Genomic DNA, 17,670 nt, shown 5'->3' with positions numbered 1-17,670 from the left:
CTGACGCCTGGCCCTAGAGCCAGCCGTTCTCCTCCGCCACCCGCGCCGCATCCGCCCGGTTCCGTGCCCCGGTCTTGCCGATCACCGCCGAGAGGTGGTTCCGCACCGTCCCCTCCGACAGGTGCAGGATGCGCGCCAGGTCGGCGATCGACCCGCCGGTGCGAGCGGCCGACAGCACGTCGGTCTCGCGCTCGGTGAGCGGGGAGTCGCCCTGCGCGAGCGACTCCGCGGCGAGTCCCGGGTCGACGACGCGGAACCCGTTCGAGACCCGGCGCACGGCATCCGCGAGCTGGGCCGAGGGGGTGTCCTTGACGACGAACCCCGAGGCCCCCGCCTGCATCGCCCGCACGAGGTAGCCGGGGCGCCCGAAGGTGGTGACGATGAGCACCCGGCACGACGGCAGTGCGGCCCGCAGCTCGGCGGCGGCCGCGATGCCGTCCATCCCGGGCATCTCGATGTCGAGCAGGGCGACCTCGGCGCCGGATTCGCGGGCGGCCGCGACGACCTCGTCACCGCGCCCGACCTCGGCGACGACCTCGATGTCGGCCTCGAGCGACAGCAGTGCAGCGAGGGCGCCGCGTACCAGGGCCTGGTCGTCGGCGATCAGCAGCCGGATCACGGGAGCCTCCTCGCCGGGCCGGGCAACGACACGGTCAGCGCGAACCCGCCGAGCGCGCCCGGCCCCACGCGCATCCGCCCGCCGGCCGACTCGACCCGCTCGCGGAGCCCCCGCAGCCCGGTCGAGGAGATCGAGGCGGCGTCCGGCGGATGCACGGGGCCGACCCCGTCGTCGTCGATCGTCACCGAGGTGGCCGTCAACCGGATGCGGCACCGGCTCGCCCGCGCGTGCCGCACGACGTTCGTGACCCCCTCGCGGATCACCCAGCCCACGAGCTCACGGTGCTCCGCGGGCACGGCGTCGGTGGAGGAGGGCAGCTCGGCGTCGACCCCGGCGGCCTCCAGCGCGCCCCGGGCGGCGACGAGCTCGCCGCTCGCGGTCGTGCCGCGGAACCCCGACACGGTCGCCCGCACGTCGGCGAGGGCGCCGCGGGCGAGGGCTTCGACGTCGCCGATCTCCGAGCGGGCGCGCGCGGGGTCGACGTCCATCAGCCGCGAGGCGAGCTCGCTCTTGACAGCGATCACGGTGAGCGAGTGGCCGAGGATGTCGTGGATGTCCCGGGCGACCCGCCCGCGCTCCCGCTCGGTGGTCACGGCCTCCAGCTCGTCCTGGGTGGCGCGCAGCTCGTTGACGACCGCGATGGTGCGGGCGAAGGCCGCCATCATCAGGGAGATCGACGCGATGATGACCGGGACGATCACGAGGGAGTCCGACCACGGCTCGCTCAGGATGCGCCAGATCAGGGCGACGACCGTCAGGCCGCCGACGATGGCCAGGGTTCGGGCCCACGGGAAGACGCACATGCCGACGATCACCCCGACGTAGGTCCAGAGACCGACGACGTCGGGGCCGAGCCAGGGGAGGAAGGCGAGGGAGAGCAGGAGGACCGCGGCGCAGACGAGCAGGCGGCCCCGCATCCCGAGGGTCCAGGCGAGCGGGGCGGCGGCGAGGAAACAGACGCTGAATACGACCACCAGCGCCAGCCCCGCCACCGCGGCCGCCGGTGACGGAGAGGCGCGGAGGAGGTCCGGGATCATCGTGAAGACCCAGAACAGCGAGATGGCCGCTCCCAGGTACCAGCTGAGCGCCCGGCGGGAGGTCAGGGCCCGGGGGAGCACCGCGGTCGGGTCGGGGCCGGTGCGGGCCGGACGGATCGGCCAGCCCGGGCCGTACCGTCGCGGTTCGTGGATCTTCGTCACGCGCCCACCCTAGATCCCGTCGGCCCGCTGTGGATCCCGCCGGCCTGCTGAGTGCGCGCCCGGCCCCCGCGCATCCGTCGCATCCTCACATCCGCTTGGTGTCGCGGCGGAAGAAGACGACCGTGCCCACCAGGAAGATCGCGAACCAGACCAGAGCGTTGACCAGTGCGACGAGGTCGAAGCCCTCGCCGGTCAGCGGCGCCCGGGCGAGCTCGCTGATGCCGTAGACGGGGGTGAAGGAGGCGATGGTCTGCATGAAGTCGGGCATCCCGCTGACCGGGTAGAACAGGCCGCCGATGAAGGCGAGCAGCACGATGGCGAGGCTGGTGACCTGCGCGGCGTTCTCGCCCGGCACCAGGTAGCCGACCATGAGCCCCAGCGTGGTGAACACGGCGCTCGCGAGCAGCCAGCCGACCAGCCCGGTCGAGATCCACTGCGCGGCCGAGAGCTCGACGCCGCTGAGGGCGCCCGCGATGTAGGTCGCGACGACGGCGACCAGCCCGAGCAGCATCCCGGCGATCATCTTGATGATCACGTTGACCAGCGGGTTCAGCGGCGTGAGGCGCAGCTGGCGGCTCCAGCCCTGCGCCCGTTCGACGGCGACGGATGCGCCGGTCTGGGTCGCCGACATCATCGCGCCGTACATCGCCATCGACACCATGATGAACGCCGCCACCGAGGGGCCGCCGGCGGCGATCGGGGTGTCGGTGAGCGGGGTGTCGCGCAGCGGGTAGCCGATGATCAGGAACATCGTCACCGGGAAGATCAGCGTGAAGATGAGGGTGCGCCGGTTGCGGAGCTTGCGGGCCAGTTCGATCCGCAGATAGGTGAGGGTGAAGCCGCCGAGCGGCGGCACCCGGCGGTCGAGACGGACGGCGTCGACGGTCATGCGGAGACTCCTTCTGAGGTGAGGGCGAGGAAGACGCTCTCGAGGTTCTGGGGGGTGATCTCGACGTCGCGCGCCGCGGTGCGGGTGAGCAGGTGGCGGGCGAGGGCGTCGGAGTCGCTGGTGTGCACGGTCATCCGGTCGCCCTGCACGGAGATCTCCTCGGCGGCGGGGAGGGCCGCGAGGAAGGCGGGGTCGGCGACCGCCTCGGCGGGGAGGGTCGCCTGCACGATGCGGCCGGAGACCAGGTTCTTGATCTCGGAGGTCGCCCCGTCGGCGACGATCGTGCCGCGGCTCATCAGCACGATGCGGTCGGCGTACTCGTCGGCCTCGTCGAGGTAGTGCGTGGCGAACAGCACCGTGCGGCCCCGGTCGGCGTCGGCGCGGATGGCGTTCCAGAACGCGCGGCGCCCCTCGACGTCCATGCCGGTGGTCGGCTCGTCGAGGATGAGGAGGCCGGGGTCCGAGAGCAGGGCCATCGCGAATCGGAGCCGCTGCTGCTGGCCGCCCGAGCAGAGGCCGACCCTGCGGGAGGCGATCTCGGTGATCCCGGCGCGCTCGAGCACCTCGGCGACCGGCCGGGTGTCGGCGAACAGGCTCGCGGTGAGGTCGAGCGTCTCGCGCACGGTCAGGTCTTTCAGCAGGCCGCCGCTCTGCAGCACGGCGGAGACGAGGCCGTGGGCGATGGCCGCCCGCGGGGCCATGCCGAAGACACGCACCTCGCCGGAGTCGGGGGCGGTGAGGCCGAGCAGCATGTCGATCGTCGTCGTCTTGCCGGCACCGTTGGGGCCGAGGAAGGCGACGATCTCGCCGGGGCGGACGGTGAGGTCGACGCCGGTCACGGCGTGCACGTGGCCGAAGCTCTTGACGAGCGCGGTCGCCTCGATGGCTGGGGCGGGAACGAGGGAGGAGGTCATGGCCTCAGCCTGGCAGCGGCCCTCCGGGGGTGCGTCCGAGGAGTGTCACGTTCCGCCCATGACATCCATCATGGGCGTCGGGCCGGCGTCGGGCCGGCCTCGTCGGATGCGCGGGTCGGTCGGCAGGACGGGGTCGTCGGATGCGGGGATCAGTCGGCGGGGCGGATGAGGCAGAACGGGTGGCCGGCCGGGTCGAGGTACACCCGGAAGGTCTCGGGCTCGCCCGAGGTGCCCGCATCCTGCCCGCCCACGCGGGTGGCGCCGATCGCGAGCACGGCCGCCTCGCCCGCGTCGAGGTCGTCGACCTTCACGTCGAGGTGCAACTGCTGCGGAACGGTCTGCCCCGGCCACTCTGGGGCCCGGTAGGCCTCGACGCGCTGGAAGGCCAGCAGCGGCCGGCTGCCGGCGATCGGCGGCACGACCTCGGCCCAGTCGGTGTCGAACTGCACGATCTCGCCGCCGATCAGCTCGGCGTAGAAGCGGGCGAGTGCCCGCGTGTCCGGGCAGTCGAGGACGATGACGTCGAGGGAGCCGATCATGCGCTCACGCTAGCCCGGAGACCCCGGCGAGTCGACCCCTCGACCCGATCGACCCCGCACTCCTGCTCGGGCGGGATGTAGCGGGGGCGGCCGGTCGCGGTCACGGCGCCTCATTCGTGCTCGGGGAGGAGGGGCGTCGACCAGCCGGGGTCGCGGTCGAGGTGCACGGCGCGGGCGACCGAGGCGGCCCCGAAGCGGTCGCGCACGGCGTCGAGCACGGTGTCGAGCCGGGCGCCGTCGTTCCAGTCGATCGGCAGCTCGGGGGTGAGGGTGTCGACGCGCCCCAGCTGCGAGAGCGAGATGCCGATCAGCGTGATCCCGCGCTCGGCGATCTCGGGCTGTGAGGCGGCGAGCAGGTCGCGGGCGACTCCGAGCAGCACCGCGGTGCGATCGGACGGCGACCCCACCGTGCGCGATCGCGTCGCCTTCGCGAAGTCGCCGTACCGCAGCCGCAGCACCACCGTGCGGCAGACCCGGTCGCCGTCGCGCAGGCGCCGGGCCAGCCGGTCGACGATCTGGGTGAGGATGAGGTCGAGCTCGTCGGGCGTACGCGGCCGGCTGCCGAGCGCCCGCTGCGAGCCGATCGACGAGCGTCGCCGTGCGGTGTCGACGGGGCGCGGGTCGCGCAGCCGCGCCAGCGCATGCAGGTGGGCGCCGGTCGCCTTGCCGAGCAGCCGCTCGGCCGTCGCCGACTCGAGCTCGGCGAGCTGCCCCACCGTGGTGATGCCGAGACCGTGCAACTTCTCGGCGGTCACCCGCCCCACTCCCCAGAGCCGCTCGACCGGCAGGGGCAGCAGGAACTCCTGCTCGCGGTCGGGCTCGACCACCAGCAGCCCGTCCGGCTTGCTGACGGCGCTCGCGACCTTGGCCAGGAACTTGGTGCGCGCCACCCCGACCGAGATCGCCAGCCCCACCTCGACCTTGACCCGTTCGCGCAGTCGCACCGCGACCTGCTCCGGGCTCCCGGCGATCCGGCGCAACCCGCCGACCTCGAGGAAGGCCTCGTCGATCGAGAGCCCCTCCACCAGCGGTGTCGTGTCGCGGAAGATGGCGAACACATCCCGGCTGGCGGCCGAGTACGCCTCCATCCGCGGCGGCACCACGACCGCCTCCGGGCAGAGGTCGCGCGCCTGCCGGCCGCCCATCGCCGTGCGGACTCCGCGGGCCTTCGCCTCGTAGCTCGCGGCCAGCACGACGCCGCCGCCGACGATCACCGGGCGGCCGCGCAGGGCGGGCGCATCCCGTTGCTCGACCGAGGCGTAGAACGCGTCGAGGTCGGCGTGCAGCACCGTCGCCTCGCCGCGCATCCGCCCTCCTCCGCCGTGTCATGGATCGTGTCGTCGATCGTGCCGTCGAGCCGGCGCTTCGGTCGTCCTCGGAGCGATCGTCGCACCAGCCGACGACATCCGGCCTGCGACCCCAGGCCCGCGACCCCCGGACGGCGAGCCCTGACCGGCCGGCTCGCGGTCTAGCCGGCGACGGTGGCGACGGCGCCGGCGGGGGCGCCACCGGTGCGGATGCGCACCTCGCGCTCCATCCGCTTCTCGTGCCGTTCGCGGCCCTTGACCGCCTCGAGGTCGCGGTTCTTCGGGGGCGCGTTCGTCACGAGGTCGTCGAGGAGGTGACGCGTCGCCGCCGCGATCTCGTCGATGGCCCGGTCGAAGGCCTCGGCGTTCGCCCGCGACGGATGCGTGGACCCGCTGACCTTGCGCACGAACTGCAGCGCGGCCTCGCGCACCTCGTCGTCGGTCGTGGTGGGTTCGAAGTTGTGGAGCACACGGATGTTCCTGCACATGCCCGCGAGGATACTCCGCGGCCGGTGCGGCCTCCAGCCCCGGATCCCCGCCGATCAGGCGTCGCTGAGCGCCGCCTCGGCCGGCACCGGAGTCGCCGCCGTGTCCGTGTGCAGGTACTTGCCGCCCGCGAGGTACGAGGCGACCGCCCCGATCAACGACATCGCCGCCGCCGCGATGAACACGATCACCAGCCCGGAGTGGAACGGCCCCGAGATCAGCTCGGGGAAGAACGACTGGCCCGTCAGCGCGGCGGAGTCGGCAGCGGGCAGGGCGTCGAGCGCCCCGGTCGGCCCGAGGATCGATTCGATCGGGTTGTAGCCGAGGAAGGCCGCGAACAGGCTCCCCACCGGAGGCGTCGCCGCCACCGGCCCCGCCACGGCGCTCGAGACGCCGTGCGAGGTGAGCCCCGAGAACAGCGCGTTCGGCAGGGTCGTGGCGAGCCCCGCGATCATCAGCGAGAAGAAGATACCGATCGACAGCGAGTTGCCCGCGTTCTGGAAGGTGCCGGTCATGCCCGAGGCCGCACCGCGCTGGGTCGCCGGAACCGAGTTCATGATCGCGGTGCGGTTCGGGGCGGCGAACATGCCCGAGCCGATGCCGTTCAGCAGCGTGATGACCGCGAAGATCCAGTAGTCGAAGTTCACCGGGATCAGCAGCAGCGCGATGAAGCTCGCCGCGACGAGCACGAGCCCGCCGGTCGAGAGCGCTCGGGCGCCGAAGCGATCCGAGAGCGTGCCGGAGATCGGGCCGGAGACCAGGAACCCGACGGTCAGCGGCAGCAGGTAGATGCCGGCCCAGAACGGCGTGCTCTCGTAGGAGTAGCCGTGCAGCGGGAGCCAGATGCCCTGCAGCCAGATGATCAGCATGAACTGCAGGCCGCCGCGCCCGACCGAGGCGAGCAGCCCCGCCACGTTGCCCCAGGCGAAGGTGCGGATGGCGAACAGCCGCACGTTGAACAGCGGGTCCGGGATGCGCAGCTCGAGCAGCACGAACACCACCAGCACCACGACGCCGCCGATGATGGCGCCCAGTACCCACGGGTTCAGCCACCCCGTCGAGCTGTCGCCGTAGGGCTGGATGCCGTAGGTGATGCCCGCGAGCACGGCCACCAGACCGACGGCGAACAGGATGTTGCCCCACCAGTCGATCCGGCCGGCGCTCTTGGCCCCCACCTCGTGCAGCGACTTGTACGACCAGATCGTGCCCAGGATGCCGAAGGGCACGCTGACCAGGAAGATCGCGCGCCAGTCGAGCGCGGCGAGCAGCCCGCCGATGATCAGGCCGAGGAAGGTTCCCGCGATGGCGGCGATCTGGTTGATCCCGATCGCCATGCCCCGATTGTTCGCGGGGAAGGCGTCGGTGAGGATCGCGGTCGAGTTGGCGAAGATCATCGAGCCGCCGACCGCCTGCACCACCCGCCACGCGATCAGCCAGAGGGCGCCCGCGCCGGAGGTGAAGGGGTCGAACACGAGAGCGATGGCGGCGATCGTGAAGATCACGAAGCCGAGGTTGTAGATCTTGACCCGGCCCACCATGTCGCCGAGCCGGCCGAAGGTCATCACCAGCACGGCGGTGACGAGGATGTACCCCATCAGCATCCAGAGCAGGTAGCTGACGTTCCCGGGCTCGAGCGGGTCGAGCTGGATGCCGGTGAAGATCGCGGGGAGCGAGATCAGCACGATCGACCCGTTGATGGTGGCCATCAGCATGCCGAGCGTGGTGTTGCTGAGGGCGATCCACTTGTACCGGGGGTGGTCGCGGTTGAACACGCCCGCCCGCTCCCGCTGCGTCTTCTCCGCCATGATCTCTCCGAGCCCGGATGCGGCCGCGACGGACCGACCGACGACGGTCGCGCGCATCCATCAAGTTAGTTGTAGTTAGCTAACTATAATCCTCGGAGGCGGCCGCGGCACGCATCGCGAGGGCGGCGAAGGCGGAGCGGAGTTCGACCGGCTGCACGTCGGCCAGCGGCGCCGGGAAGCCGCAGAACTCCGCCGCCAGGGCGTCCCACGACCACGACCCGAGACGGATGCGGCAGCGGTCGCCCGCGAGCTCCTCGCCGATGCCGTCACCGAGGTAGGGCGCCAGCGTCGCCAGGGGGAGTCCGACCACCGCCTCGCCCAGGACCGGCCAGGCGGGGGCGTCGTTGCCAGCGCCGCCGCCTGCGCCTGCGCCGGTCGTCCCGGCGTCCGTCGTGCCGGTGTCGTTCGCGCCTCCGGGCGTCATGCCGCGGAACCGCCCGATCAGGTAGCGCGACGGATCGCCGCCCGGCACCTCGCGAGGCTCGAAGCGGCGGCCGGTGTGGCTGCGCGGCGTGATCCGGTCGACCCGGTAGATGCGCCAGTCCTGTCGCTCGGGCGAGTACCCGAGCAGGTACCAGCGGCCGGAGCGGAGCAGCAGATGGTGCGGCTCGACGACCCGCACCGGCGCGGCGGCGCGGCCACGGTCCGCATCTCCGCCGCCGTCGCCGTCGCCCTCACCCGCGGTCGCAGTCGCGGGCGAGGCGTAGTCGAAGCGCAGCTCCTCCCGCGCGCGGACGGCCTCGCCGATCCGCGCGAGCACCGCGGGGTCGGCGTCGCCCGAGGGCCCGCGGACGGCCGTCGCCGCAGCGAGTCCTGCCACCCGGTGGGCCAGTCGCGACGGCAACAGCCGAGTCACCGTCCCGAGCGCCCGCTCCGCCGCCTCCTCCAGGCCCAGCCCCAGGGCGCCCGCCGAGCGCAGGGCGACGGTCAGCGCGATCACCTGCTCGTCGTCGAACAGCAGCGGAGGCAGGGCCGAGCCCGTGCCGAGCCGGTACCCGCCGTCGGGGCCGCGGGTCGCGTCGATCGTGTAGTCGAGCTCCCGCAACCGGTCGATGTCCCGTCTCACCGTGCGCTCACTGACCTCGAGCCGCTCGGCGAGCACCGGTGCGGGCCAGTCGCGGCGCGACTGCAGCAGCGAGAGCAGCGCGAGCAGTCGTCGCGACGTCGAGGGGGAGGAGGCGACGGGCATGCTCCGATCCTCGCAGATGATCCGGACGTTCCCTGTCCGCATCCCCTGGGAGAGTCGGAATTACCACCGCGGCGAAGGTCGCCCGGTGACACGAAGGAGAAGCCATGTCCGCCACCCCCGTCCCCCACCTCAACTTCCACGGCGAGGCCCGCGAGGCCCTCTCGTTCTACGCGGCGGCCTTCGGCGGCGACGCCGTCGTGCGCACCTACGGCGACTTCGGGATGCCCGAGGGGCTCCCCGACACCGCCTCGGTCGTGTTCGGCCAGGTCACCGCACCCGACGGCTTCACGCTGATGGCCTACGACGTGCCGGGCGGCGCCGGTACCCCCGGCAGCCGGGCCGCCGGCTCGACGCGCCGCGAGAACGGCATGACGATCACCGACCAGCCGTTCTTCCTCGCGCTCGGCGCCGCCGACCTCGCCGAGGCCGAGCGCTGGTGGGCCGCCCTCGCCGACGGCGCGAGCGTCGTCGAGCCGCTGGCCGCCTCGGCCTGGTCGGCCGGCTTCGGGATGCTCACCGACCGCTTCGGGGTGACCTGGACGATCTCGGTCACCGAGGCGGCCTGACCGCCCGGGTGGGGCGGCCGAAACCACGGCCGTCCCACCCTCCACCGCATCCGGCCCGCCCGCGCATCCGACCCCGCGGCCGCGCCCGCCCTCCCGCACCCTGACCGCCACCCGGCAACCCGTTGCGCGCCGGCGGCACACCGGGCAGGGTCGAGAGTCCACGGTGAAAGGAACCCCATGGCATCCATCCACACTCCTCCGCTCTCGCGGGCCGGCCGCACGAGCGGGTCCCGCCGATGAGCGCCTCGAGGGGAGTGGCGGTCGTCACCGGCGGTACCGCAGGCCTCGGCCGGGCCATCGCGCGCGCCCTGGCGGGCCGGGGCTGGGACGTCGCGGTGCTCGCCCGCGGGGAGGACGGCCTCGACGCCGTCGTCTCCGAGATCGAGGACTACCAGCGCCGCGGTCTCGGCATCTCGACCGACGTCTCGGACCGCGAGGCCGTCGAGGCGGCGGCGACCCGCATCGAGGCCGAGCTCGGGCCGATCGACCTCTGGGTCAACGACGCCATGGTCGGGGCCTTCGCCGAGTTCCTCGAGACCGATCCGGACGACTTCGAGCGGGCGACCGCCGTCAACTACTTCGGCTTCGTCAACGGCACCCGCGCGGCCCTCAGCCGCATGGTGCCGCGGGAACGCGGGCACGTCATCCAGATCGGCTCCGCACTGGCCCACCGCGGCATCCCGCTCCAGGCCGCCTACTGCGGCGCGAAGCACGCCGTGCAGGGCTTCACCGAGTCGGTGACCACCGAGCTGATCCACCGGAAGAGCCCCGTGCGCATCTCGACGGTCGACATGCCCGCCATGAACACCGTGCAGTTCAATTGGGTCAAGTCCGCCCTGCCCGACCACCCGCGGCCGATGGACGTCATCTTCGAGCCCGAGGTCGCGGCGCGGGTCGTCGCCTACGTGGCGGAGCATCCTCGTCGCCGCACCTGGGTCGGCCTGCCGACGGCCAAGACCGTCATCGGCAACCGCTTCGTCGCCGGGTTCCTCGACTGGTACCTGGCCCGCACCGGGTACGACGGCCAGCAGGCCCCCGACAAGAGCGAGCCGATGCTGCCCGACAACCTCTACGAGCCCGTGCCGGGCGACCAGGGCGCGCGCGGCATCTTCAGCGACTCGGCCAAGACGCGCTCGCTGCAGACCTGGTACCTGCGGCACCGCCGCCCGCTCAACGCCGCGGCGGCCGCCGGCGGGGCCGCGGCCCTCGGAGCGGCGGCCCTGGTGGTCCGCGGCAAGAAGGGCTGATCGGGTGACCGGGCAGGCGGTCGACGTCGCGGTCGTCGGCGCGGGCCCGAACGGGCTCGCCGCGGCGGTCACGATGGCGCGCGCCGGGCTCTCGGTGCGCGTGTACGAGCGCAACCCCACGATCGGCGGCGGCGCCCGCACCGCCGAACTGACGCTGCCCGGGTTCCACCACGACATCTGCTCGGCCGTGCACCCGATGGCCCTGGCCTCCGGCTTCTTCCGCCGGTTCGGGCTGGCCGAGCGGATCGACCTGGTGGTGCCGGAGATCTCCTACGGGCATCCGCTCGACGGCGGCCGCGCCGGGATCGCCTTCCGCGACCTCGAGCGCACGGCCGACCACCTGGGCATCGACGGCCAGGCGTGGCGCGACCTGATGGGTCCGCTCGCCGAGCGGGCCGACCGGGTGGCCCAGTTCGCCGGCTCGCCGCTCCTGCGCATCCCCGCGCATCCGGTCACCGCGGCGCTGTTCGGGCTCCGATCGCTCGAACAGGGGTCGCCGCTGTGGAACCTGCGGTTCCGCGACGAGGTCGCCCCGGCGATGCTGACCGGGGTCGCCGCCCACAGCATCCGCACCATGCCGAGCCTCTCGACGGCCGGTGCCGCCCTCTCGCTCGGCGCCTACGCCCACGGCCGAGGCTGGCCGGTGCCGATCGGCGGCAGCCAGGCGATCGTCGACGCGCTCGCCGCCGACCTCGTCGCCCACGGGGGCGAGATCCAGACGGATGCCGAGATCAGCGACCTCGACCAGGTGCGACCGGCGAAGGCGGTGCTGATGGATGTCGCGCCGAAGAACCTCGTGCGCATCGCCGGCGACCGGCTGCCCGCCCGCTACCGCGCCGCCCTCGGCCGGTTCCGGTACGGCAACGCCGCCTCGAAGGTCGACTTCGCCCTGAGCGGGCCGGTGCCGTGGCAGAACGAGCTGCTGCGGAGCGCCGGCACGGTGCACGTCGGCGGCACGCGCGCCGAGATCGCCGCCGCCGAACGGTCGGTCGCCGCCGGTCGCCACTCCGACGACCCCTACGTGCTCGTCGCTCAGCCCTCGATCGTGGACGGCAGCCGGGCGCCCGAGGGATCGCAGGTGCTCTGGGCCTACACGCACGTGCCGCGCGACTCGGACATCGATCAGACCGAGGCGATCACGCGCCAGCTCGAGCGCTTCGCCCCCGGCTTCCGCGACCTCGTGCTCGCCTCGAGCTCGCGCACCGCGAAAGACCTCGAGAACTACGATCCGAACTACATCGGCGGCGACATCGCCGCGGGGGCCGCGAGCCTCTGGCAGCTCGCCGCGCGCCCGACGCTCTCGCTGAACCCCTGGGCGACGCCGGTCGAGGGCGTCTACCTCTGCTCCTCCTCGACGCCGCCCGGCCCGGGCGTGCACGGCCTGGCCGGCTGGTACGCGGCCCGTCGTGCGCTCGCCGCCGTCTTCGGCATCGACGACCCGCCCGACCTGTCCCCGTCCCTCTCCTAGATCGGAGTCGCCATGTCGACCAACGTCCGCCTGTTCTCCTGCCCGCCGGAGAAGGTCTTCGAAGTCCTCGCCGACGGGTGGCTGTTCCCGGCCTGGGTGGTCGGGGCGTCACGGATGCGCGCGGTCGACGACGCGTGGCCGGCCGTCGGCAGCGAGCTCCACCACTCCTTCGGCGTGTGGCCCGCGGTGATCGACGACAGCACGACGGTGCTCGTCTGGGACCCGCCGCACCGGATGCTGATGCGGCCCGCGGGGTGGCCGCTCGGCGAGGCCGACGTCGACATCCGGGTGAAGCCGCGGGGTGCCGGCTGCGTGGTGCGGATCGACGAGTACGCCGTGAAGGGCCCCGGCACGCTCATCCCCGGTCCGGTGATGGACCTGCCGCTGCACATCCGCAACGTCGAGACGCTCCGGAGGCTGGCCTACCTCGCCGAGGGTCGCTGAGGTGCGCTGAGGTGCGCTGAGGTGCGCTGACAGCAGACTCTAGGCGGGGAGCGCGGTTCAGGGTACCTTCAGAGAGTCGCAGCTGTCTCAGCTGGAGGGAAACGACGCAACGGGGCTCACCATCCGGTCGGATCGATCGGTCGCGCGCCCTCCTGCATTCCCTAGGAGACAGACACGCAATGAGAAAACTGCTCACCCGCTCACTCTCGATTCTGGCGGTCGCGGCACTCGCATCCGCCGGCATCGCCGTCACCGCCGGGGCCGCACAGGCGCTGCCCGCGACGGTGACGTTCGGAACCCAGAACTGCGACATCCCGACCGGGGGCACGTTGATCCCCACCGTCGACGGCGCGGATCTGACCATCAGCAATGCCGCCGACGAGGCCGGCACGGTGCTGAACTACCGGATCGTGCTGAACTTCAGCGACACCTACGAGAACGGCACGGTCCAGTCGGGGCAGAGCGTTCGCCGCACGATCCCGCTGCCGGAGGACTCCGACACCACCATCCAGGTCTTCGACACGTCCGAGGGCGGCGGCCTGATCGGCGGCTCGCTGCAGAGCGTGAACTGCGTGCCGAACTACAGCCCCGCCGCGGTCGCCACGATCGCCGACGCGAGCTGCGTCTTCCCGACCGGCGGCATCATCCCGCCGAGCCCCGGCTTCTCGTTCACCCTGGACAACTCCAAGGGCGTGGGACCGGCCGACTACGAGTTCATCGCCGGCGACACGTCGGTCGAGAGCGGCGTGGTGGCTGCGGGGGAGACCCGGACCAGGGCCTGGTCGTTGAGCGAGGACACCCCGTTGGTGGCCACCATCCGCTCGGTCGACGCCTCGGGGGCACCCGTCACGCTCGCCACCGCCACCGAGGGCGTCAACTGCGTCGCCGACACCCCCGTCATCACCATGCCGATGGAGGGTGCGACGGTGCTGAGCCCCGTGACCATCTCCGGCACCGCGACCGCGGGTGACACCGTGACCATCGCGGTCGGCGACGCCGACGCGCTCGCCGCCGGCGACGCCACCGGTGACGCGGCCCGTCTGCAGGCCGAGGCCGTTCCGACGACCCCCGTGGTCATCGCCGACGGCATCGTCGCGTACAGCGTGGTCGCCGGCGCCGACGGCACCTTCTCGGTGCTGGCCGCGCTCGACCCGGGCCTCCACGGCGCGATCGCCGTCGCCTCGCGCGACGCGAGCGAGGGCGGAGCGGTCCCGGCGAGCGTCTCGGACCCGAGCACGCTGGTGACCTTCACGGTCGCGACCCCCGCCGTGGTGCCGCCGACCACCCCTCCGGCGACCACCCCTCCGGTGACGACTCCGGCCGGCGGCAACCCGGCCGCGATCGTCCCGACCGGCAACCGCGGAGCGCTCGCCCAGACCGGTGCGGCCCCGCTCATCGCGGGCGTCTCGGGTCTGGCGCTGCTCCTGGCCGGTGGCCTCGCGCTGCTGGTGATCCGCCGTCGCCGACTGAGCTGATCGACGGTCGGTCGGTTCGGCAGCCCTGCTGAACCGGCCGGCCGTGTCGGCCGTGTCGGCCGCGACCAATCCGGATGCGCCGTCCCCTCCGAATACCGGGGGTACGGCGCATCCGGTCGCGGCGACGCGATCGTCATGTGACGTGCGGGGGAGCAGGGGCGCCGTGGTCGACATCCCTCACCGTGGTGCACCTGCTCGTCCCCTCGACACAGGGACCGGCCGGACCGGAAGGCGTGGGGCCTTCCGGTCTGGCTGGCGTCCGTCGGGTCGCTGCGCTGCCCGACCGGACCGTTGACTCAGCCCTTGGCGCGCTTCGCGATGTCCTCGCGGATGGCCTCCTCGTCGACGTCGATCTCGCCCACGTCGTCCGGGCCGCCCTCGCCGGGCAGCGTCGTCACCTTCGAGGCGTCGATCTCGGGGTCGTCGAAGTGCGCGGAACCGCCCGGATCCTCCTGCGCCTCCTCCGTCTCGCGCCCGCTTCCGGGGCTGTAGGAGACATCCTTCTCCACCGTGTTCTCGTCGTTACCGCTCTGTATGGCCATGGGCCCGACGCTACGACCTCGCTGCGATCGCGCAACCCCTGGCGGCCCGCTCCCCGGCGAAGCCTCAGCCGAGAATCGCGCGGAGCGTGTCGGCGTTCCGCACCGCGTGCCCTTCGCCGTCGTTGTTGAAGTAGACGTAGACCTCGCGGTCCTGCCCCTCCCACTCGCGGATGCGGTCGCCCCACCAGCGGAGATCGTCGTCGGAGTACGATCCCGCGTACAGGTGCTCGTGGTCGGGCCCGTGCATCCGGAGATAGACGAAGTCGGTGGTGGCGCGGAGCACGCAGGGCAGGCCCGCCCCGCTCATCACGCAGTAGGCGGCGCGGTGGCGTTCGAGGATGTCGAAGACGCGGTCGTCGAGCCAGCTGTCGTGCCGGAACTCGACGGTCACCCGGATGTCGCGGGGGATCCGGGCGAGGAAATGCTCGAGGCGCGCGTCGTCCTCCTCGTCGCGCCGCTCGTCGTCCGGGCGGAGCTGCACCAGCAGCACGGCCCGGTTGCGGCCGAGCGCCTCCCAGGCCTCGGCGATCCGCTCGATCCAGACATCCGGATCGCGCAGGCGCCGCGCGTGGGTGAGCCCCCGCGGCGCCTTCACGGCCATCCGGAAGCCGGCGGGCAGCCGCTCGTGCCACGAGGCGAAGGCGGCCTCACGCGGCCAGTGGTAGAAGCTGCCGTTCAGCTCGACGGTGTCGAAGTGCGCCGTGTAGACGTCCAGGCGCTTCGCCGAGCTCGTGCCGGGCGGGTAGAGCACACCGTTCCAGTGATCGTAGCTCCAGCCCGAGGTCCCGATCCACGCCATGCTCCGATCGTGTCCCGGGTGAACCGGACCCGCAAGCGCTCAGGCGCGGCGGCGACGGCGGGCGAGGACGAGGAGCGCGGCTCCGGCGAACAGGCCGAGGGCGGCCAGCGGCGCGGCCGGGCCGGTGGGCGTGGCTCCGGTGGCCGCCAGCGTCTCGCGGCTCGATCCGGTGGTGCCGCCGGCGTCGGCCGGCACGACCGCGGCCGCGAAGAAGGCGAGGTTCACCCCGGGGGTGGGCGCGGCGTCCGCCGGAGCGATCCCGGCGGCCACCCCTCCCGCGGTGAGCAGCAGCACGGCGGCAGCCGAGATCAGACGGCGACGGTTCATTGTTCTTCCCCAGGACGGGCTATTCGTCCAGTGTAGGGGAGAGGATCAGTCCCGATCGCGGTAGCTGCGCGGGCCGCGCTCCTCCCGCTTGGCAGAGCTGCCGCCGCGGTCGGGACGCAGTTCGATCAGCTTGCCGCTGATCCGCGTGTCCTTCAGCTTGTTCAGGGTCGCGCCCGGGAGGTTCGCGGGCAGCTCGACCAGCGAGAAGTCGGGGCGGATCTGGATCGCCCCGAAGTCCTCGCGGCTGAGCCCGCCCTCGTTCGCGAGCGCGCCGACGATCTGCCGGGGCTCGACGCGCTGGCGTTTGCCGACCGCGATGCGGTAGGTCGTCATCGGGCCGCTGGACGGTCGCGAGCGGCGCTCGGGCCGGTCGCCGCGATCGCCCCGGTCCCCACGGTCGCGGTCAGGCCGGTCGCCGCGGTCGGCGCGGTCGGCGCGGTCGCGCTCGAAGCGGGCCGCGCGCTGCTCACTCTCCGCCGAGAGCAGCAGCGGGGTCTCGCCCTGCGCCACGACGGCGAGGGCTGCGGCCACGTCGGCCTCGGGCACGTCGTGGTGCTCGACGAAGTGCCCGATGATGTCGCGGAACTGCTGGATCTGCTCCGGCTGGGCCAGGGCCGCCGTGATCGCGTCGTCGAAGCGGGTGAGGCGGGTGGCGTTGACGTCGTCGACGCTCGGCAGGCGCATCTCGGTGAGCGGCTGGCGGGTGGCGCGCTCGATGGCGCTGAGCATCCGTCGTTCACGCGGGGTCACGAAGCTGATCGCGTCGCCGGTGCGACCGGCTCGGCCGGTGCGGCCGATGCGGTGCACGTACGACTCGGTGTCGATCGGCAGGTCGAAGTTGACGACGTGGCTGATCCGCTCGACGTCGAGCCCGCGGGCGGCGACATCGGTGGCGACGAGGATGTCGAGCTTGCCCGACTTCAGCTGGTTGACCGTGCGCTCGCGCTGCACCTGCGCGACGTCGCCGTTGATGGCGGCGGCGGCGTAGCCGCGGGCGCGGAGCTTCTCGGCGAGCGTCTCGGTCTCGTTCTTGGTGCGGGTGAACACGATCATGCCCTCGAAGTTCTCGACCTCGAGGATGCGCGTGAGGGCGTCGACCTTCTGCGGGTACGACACCACGAGGTAGCGCTGGGTGATCGTCGCCGAGGTCGTGGTCTTGGTCTTGACCGTGATCTCCTCGGGGTCGTGCAGGTACTTCTGCGAGATGCGGCGGATCTGCGCCGGCATCGTCGCCGAGAACAGCGCGACCTGTTTGTCCTCCGGGGTGTCGGCGAGGATCGTCTCCACGTCCTCCGCGAAGCCCATCTTGAGCATCTCGTCGGCCTCGTCGAGCACGAGGTACTTGAGCTCGGAGAGGTCGAGGGTGCCCTTGTCGAGGTGGTCCATGATGCGGCCGGGCGTGCCGACGACGATGTGCACGCCGCGACGCAGGGCCGACAGCTGCACCCCGTAGCCCTGTCCGCCGTAGACGGGCAGCACGTGCACGCCCTTCAGGTGCGAGGCGTACTTCTCGAAGGCCTCGCAGACCTGCAGCGCGAGCTCGCGGGTCGGCGCGAGCACGAGGGCCTGCGGGGTCTTCTGGGCGAGGTCGAGGCGATCCAGGATCGGCAGTGCGAAGGCGGCGGTCTTGCCGGTGCCGGTCTGGGCGGTGCCGAGCACGTCGCGCCCCTCCAGCAGCGGGGGGATGGTGGCGGCCTGGATGGCGGACGGGGTCTCGTACCCGACGTCCTTCAGGGCCTTGAGGACGCGGTCGTTCAGACCGAGGTCGGCGAAGGTGAGGGTCGGTGCGGACTCCGGCTCGCTCGTGGCGGCGTCGTCGGTGGTGGTTTCGGGGGTGGAGGCCATGCGTCAACGG

General features: G+C 72.6%; 18 protein-coding genes. 5 read left to right on the top strand and 13 right to left on the bottom strand.

The window, feature by feature from the left end:
* Positions 1–13: 13 nt before the first annotated feature.
* The 9 genes from AC59HU_RS09925 to AC59HU_RS09885 form a co-directional block, all read right to left on the bottom strand.
* Positions 14–619, bottom strand: coding sequence for a response regulator transcription factor (locus tag AC59HU_RS09925; RefSeq protein ID WP_497223220.1), 606 nt, complete (start codon positions 617–619; stop codon positions 14–16).
* Complete coding sequence (locus tag AC59HU_RS09920) at positions 616–1,818, bottom strand: sensor histidine kinase (RefSeq protein ID WP_497223219.1); 1,203 nt, start codon at positions 1,816–1,818, stop codon at positions 616–618. The genes AC59HU_RS09925 and AC59HU_RS09920 overlap by 4 nt, the downstream gene beginning before the upstream one ends.
* An 85-nt stretch (positions 1,819–1,903) precedes the next feature.
* Positions 1,904–2,707, bottom strand: coding sequence for an ABC transporter permease (locus AC59HU_RS09915; RefSeq protein WP_497223218.1), 804 nt, complete (start codon positions 2,705–2,707; stop codon positions 1,904–1,906).
* Positions 2,704–3,621, bottom strand: coding sequence for an ABC transporter ATP-binding protein (locus AC59HU_RS09910; RefSeq protein ID WP_497223217.1), 918 nt, complete (start codon positions 3,619–3,621; stop codon positions 2,704–2,706). The genes AC59HU_RS09915 and AC59HU_RS09910 overlap by 4 nt, the downstream gene beginning before the upstream one ends.
* A 149-nt stretch (positions 3,622–3,770) precedes the next feature.
* Positions 3,771–4,160: a VOC family protein gene (locus AC59HU_RS09905; RefSeq protein WP_497223216.1), complete on the bottom strand. Its 390-nt coding sequence runs from the start codon at positions 4,158–4,160 to the stop codon at positions 3,771–3,773.
* A gap of 110 nt (positions 4,161–4,270) precedes the next feature.
* Positions 4,271–5,467, bottom strand: coding sequence for a DNA polymerase IV (gene dinB / locus AC59HU_RS09900; RefSeq protein ID WP_497223215.1), 1,197 nt, complete (start codon positions 5,465–5,467; stop codon positions 4,271–4,273).
* A 161-nt stretch (positions 5,468–5,628) separates the two neighbouring features.
* The gene (locus tag AC59HU_RS09895; RefSeq protein ID WP_497223214.1) at positions 5,629–5,955 is read right to left on the bottom strand and encodes a DUF2277 domain-containing protein; all 327 of its coding nucleotides are present in this window, start codon (positions 5,953–5,955) and stop codon (positions 5,629–5,631) included.
* A gap of 54 nt (positions 5,956–6,009) precedes the next feature.
* Complete coding sequence (locus tag AC59HU_RS09890) at positions 6,010–7,815, bottom strand: MFS transporter (protein WP_497223213.1); 1,806 nt, start codon at positions 7,813–7,815, stop codon at positions 6,010–6,012.
* A 22-nt stretch (positions 7,816–7,837) separates the two neighbouring features.
* Complete coding sequence (locus tag AC59HU_RS09885) at positions 7,838–8,947, bottom strand: helix-turn-helix transcriptional regulator (RefSeq protein ID WP_497223212.1); 1,110 nt, start codon at positions 8,945–8,947, stop codon at positions 7,838–7,840.
* Between the two features lie 104 nt (positions 8,948–9,051).
* On the opposite strand from AC59HU_RS09885, the gene AC59HU_RS09880 reads away from it, so the two are divergent.
* The 5 genes from AC59HU_RS09880 to AC59HU_RS09860 all read left to right on the top strand — a co-directional run bounded on the left by AC59HU_RS09880 (position 9,052) and on the right by AC59HU_RS09860 (position 14,147).
* Positions 9,052–9,513, top strand: a complete 462-nt coding sequence (locus tag AC59HU_RS09880) for a VOC family protein (RefSeq protein ID WP_497223211.1) — start codon at positions 9,052–9,054, stop codon at positions 9,511–9,513.
* 236 nt (positions 9,514–9,749) lie between these two features.
* Complete coding sequence (locus AC59HU_RS09875) at positions 9,750–10,760, top strand: SDR family oxidoreductase (protein ID WP_497223210.1); 1,011 nt, start codon at positions 9,750–9,752, stop codon at positions 10,758–10,760.
* A gap of 4 nt (positions 10,761–10,764) precedes the next feature.
* Positions 10,765–12,228 (top strand): phytoene desaturase family protein, encoded by a 1,464-nt coding sequence (locus tag AC59HU_RS09870; RefSeq protein WP_497223209.1) that lies wholly within the window; start codon positions 10,765–10,767, stop codon positions 12,226–12,228.
* A gap of 12 nt (positions 12,229–12,240) precedes the next feature.
* Positions 12,241–12,672: an SRPBCC family protein gene (locus AC59HU_RS09865; RefSeq protein ID WP_497223208.1), complete on the top strand. Its 432-nt coding sequence runs from the start codon at positions 12,241–12,243 to the stop codon at positions 12,670–12,672.
* Positions 12,673–12,851: 179 nt separating this feature from the next.
* Positions 12,852–14,147 (top strand): hypothetical protein, encoded by a 1,296-nt coding sequence (locus tag AC59HU_RS09860; RefSeq protein WP_497223207.1) that lies wholly within the window; start codon positions 12,852–12,854, stop codon positions 14,145–14,147.
* Between the two features lie 296 nt (positions 14,148–14,443).
* On the opposite strand, the gene AC59HU_RS09855 is transcribed toward AC59HU_RS09860, so the two are convergent.
* The 4 genes from AC59HU_RS09855 to AC59HU_RS09840 all read right to left on the bottom strand — a co-directional run bounded on the left by AC59HU_RS09855 (position 14,444) and on the right by AC59HU_RS09840 (position 17,660).
* Positions 14,444–14,689 carry a hypothetical protein gene (locus AC59HU_RS09855; protein ID WP_497223206.1) on the bottom strand — a complete coding sequence of 82 codons (246 nt, stop codon included), beginning with the start codon at positions 14,687–14,689 and terminating at the stop codon, positions 14,444–14,446.
* Between the two features lie 64 nt (positions 14,690–14,753).
* Positions 14,754–15,488, bottom strand: a complete 735-nt coding sequence (locus AC59HU_RS09850; protein ID WP_497223205.1) for a DUF72 domain-containing protein — start codon at positions 15,486–15,488, stop codon at positions 14,754–14,756.
* 39 nt (positions 15,489–15,527) lie between these two features.
* Positions 15,528–15,815, bottom strand: coding sequence for a hypothetical protein (locus AC59HU_RS09845; RefSeq protein WP_497223204.1), 288 nt, complete (start codon positions 15,813–15,815; stop codon positions 15,528–15,530).
* 45 nt (positions 15,816–15,860) lie between these two features.
* Positions 15,861–17,660, bottom strand: coding sequence for a DEAD/DEAH box helicase (locus AC59HU_RS09840; RefSeq protein ID WP_497223203.1), 1,800 nt, complete (start codon positions 17,658–17,660; stop codon positions 15,861–15,863).
* Positions 17,661–17,670: the final 10 nt, after the last annotated feature.

The sequence above is a fragment of the Herbiconiux sp. 320_LB genome, assembly GCF_059691755.1.
The sequence above is the reverse complement of the archived record's forward strand: the minus strand, read 5'-3'. Positions and strand labels throughout refer to the sequence as shown.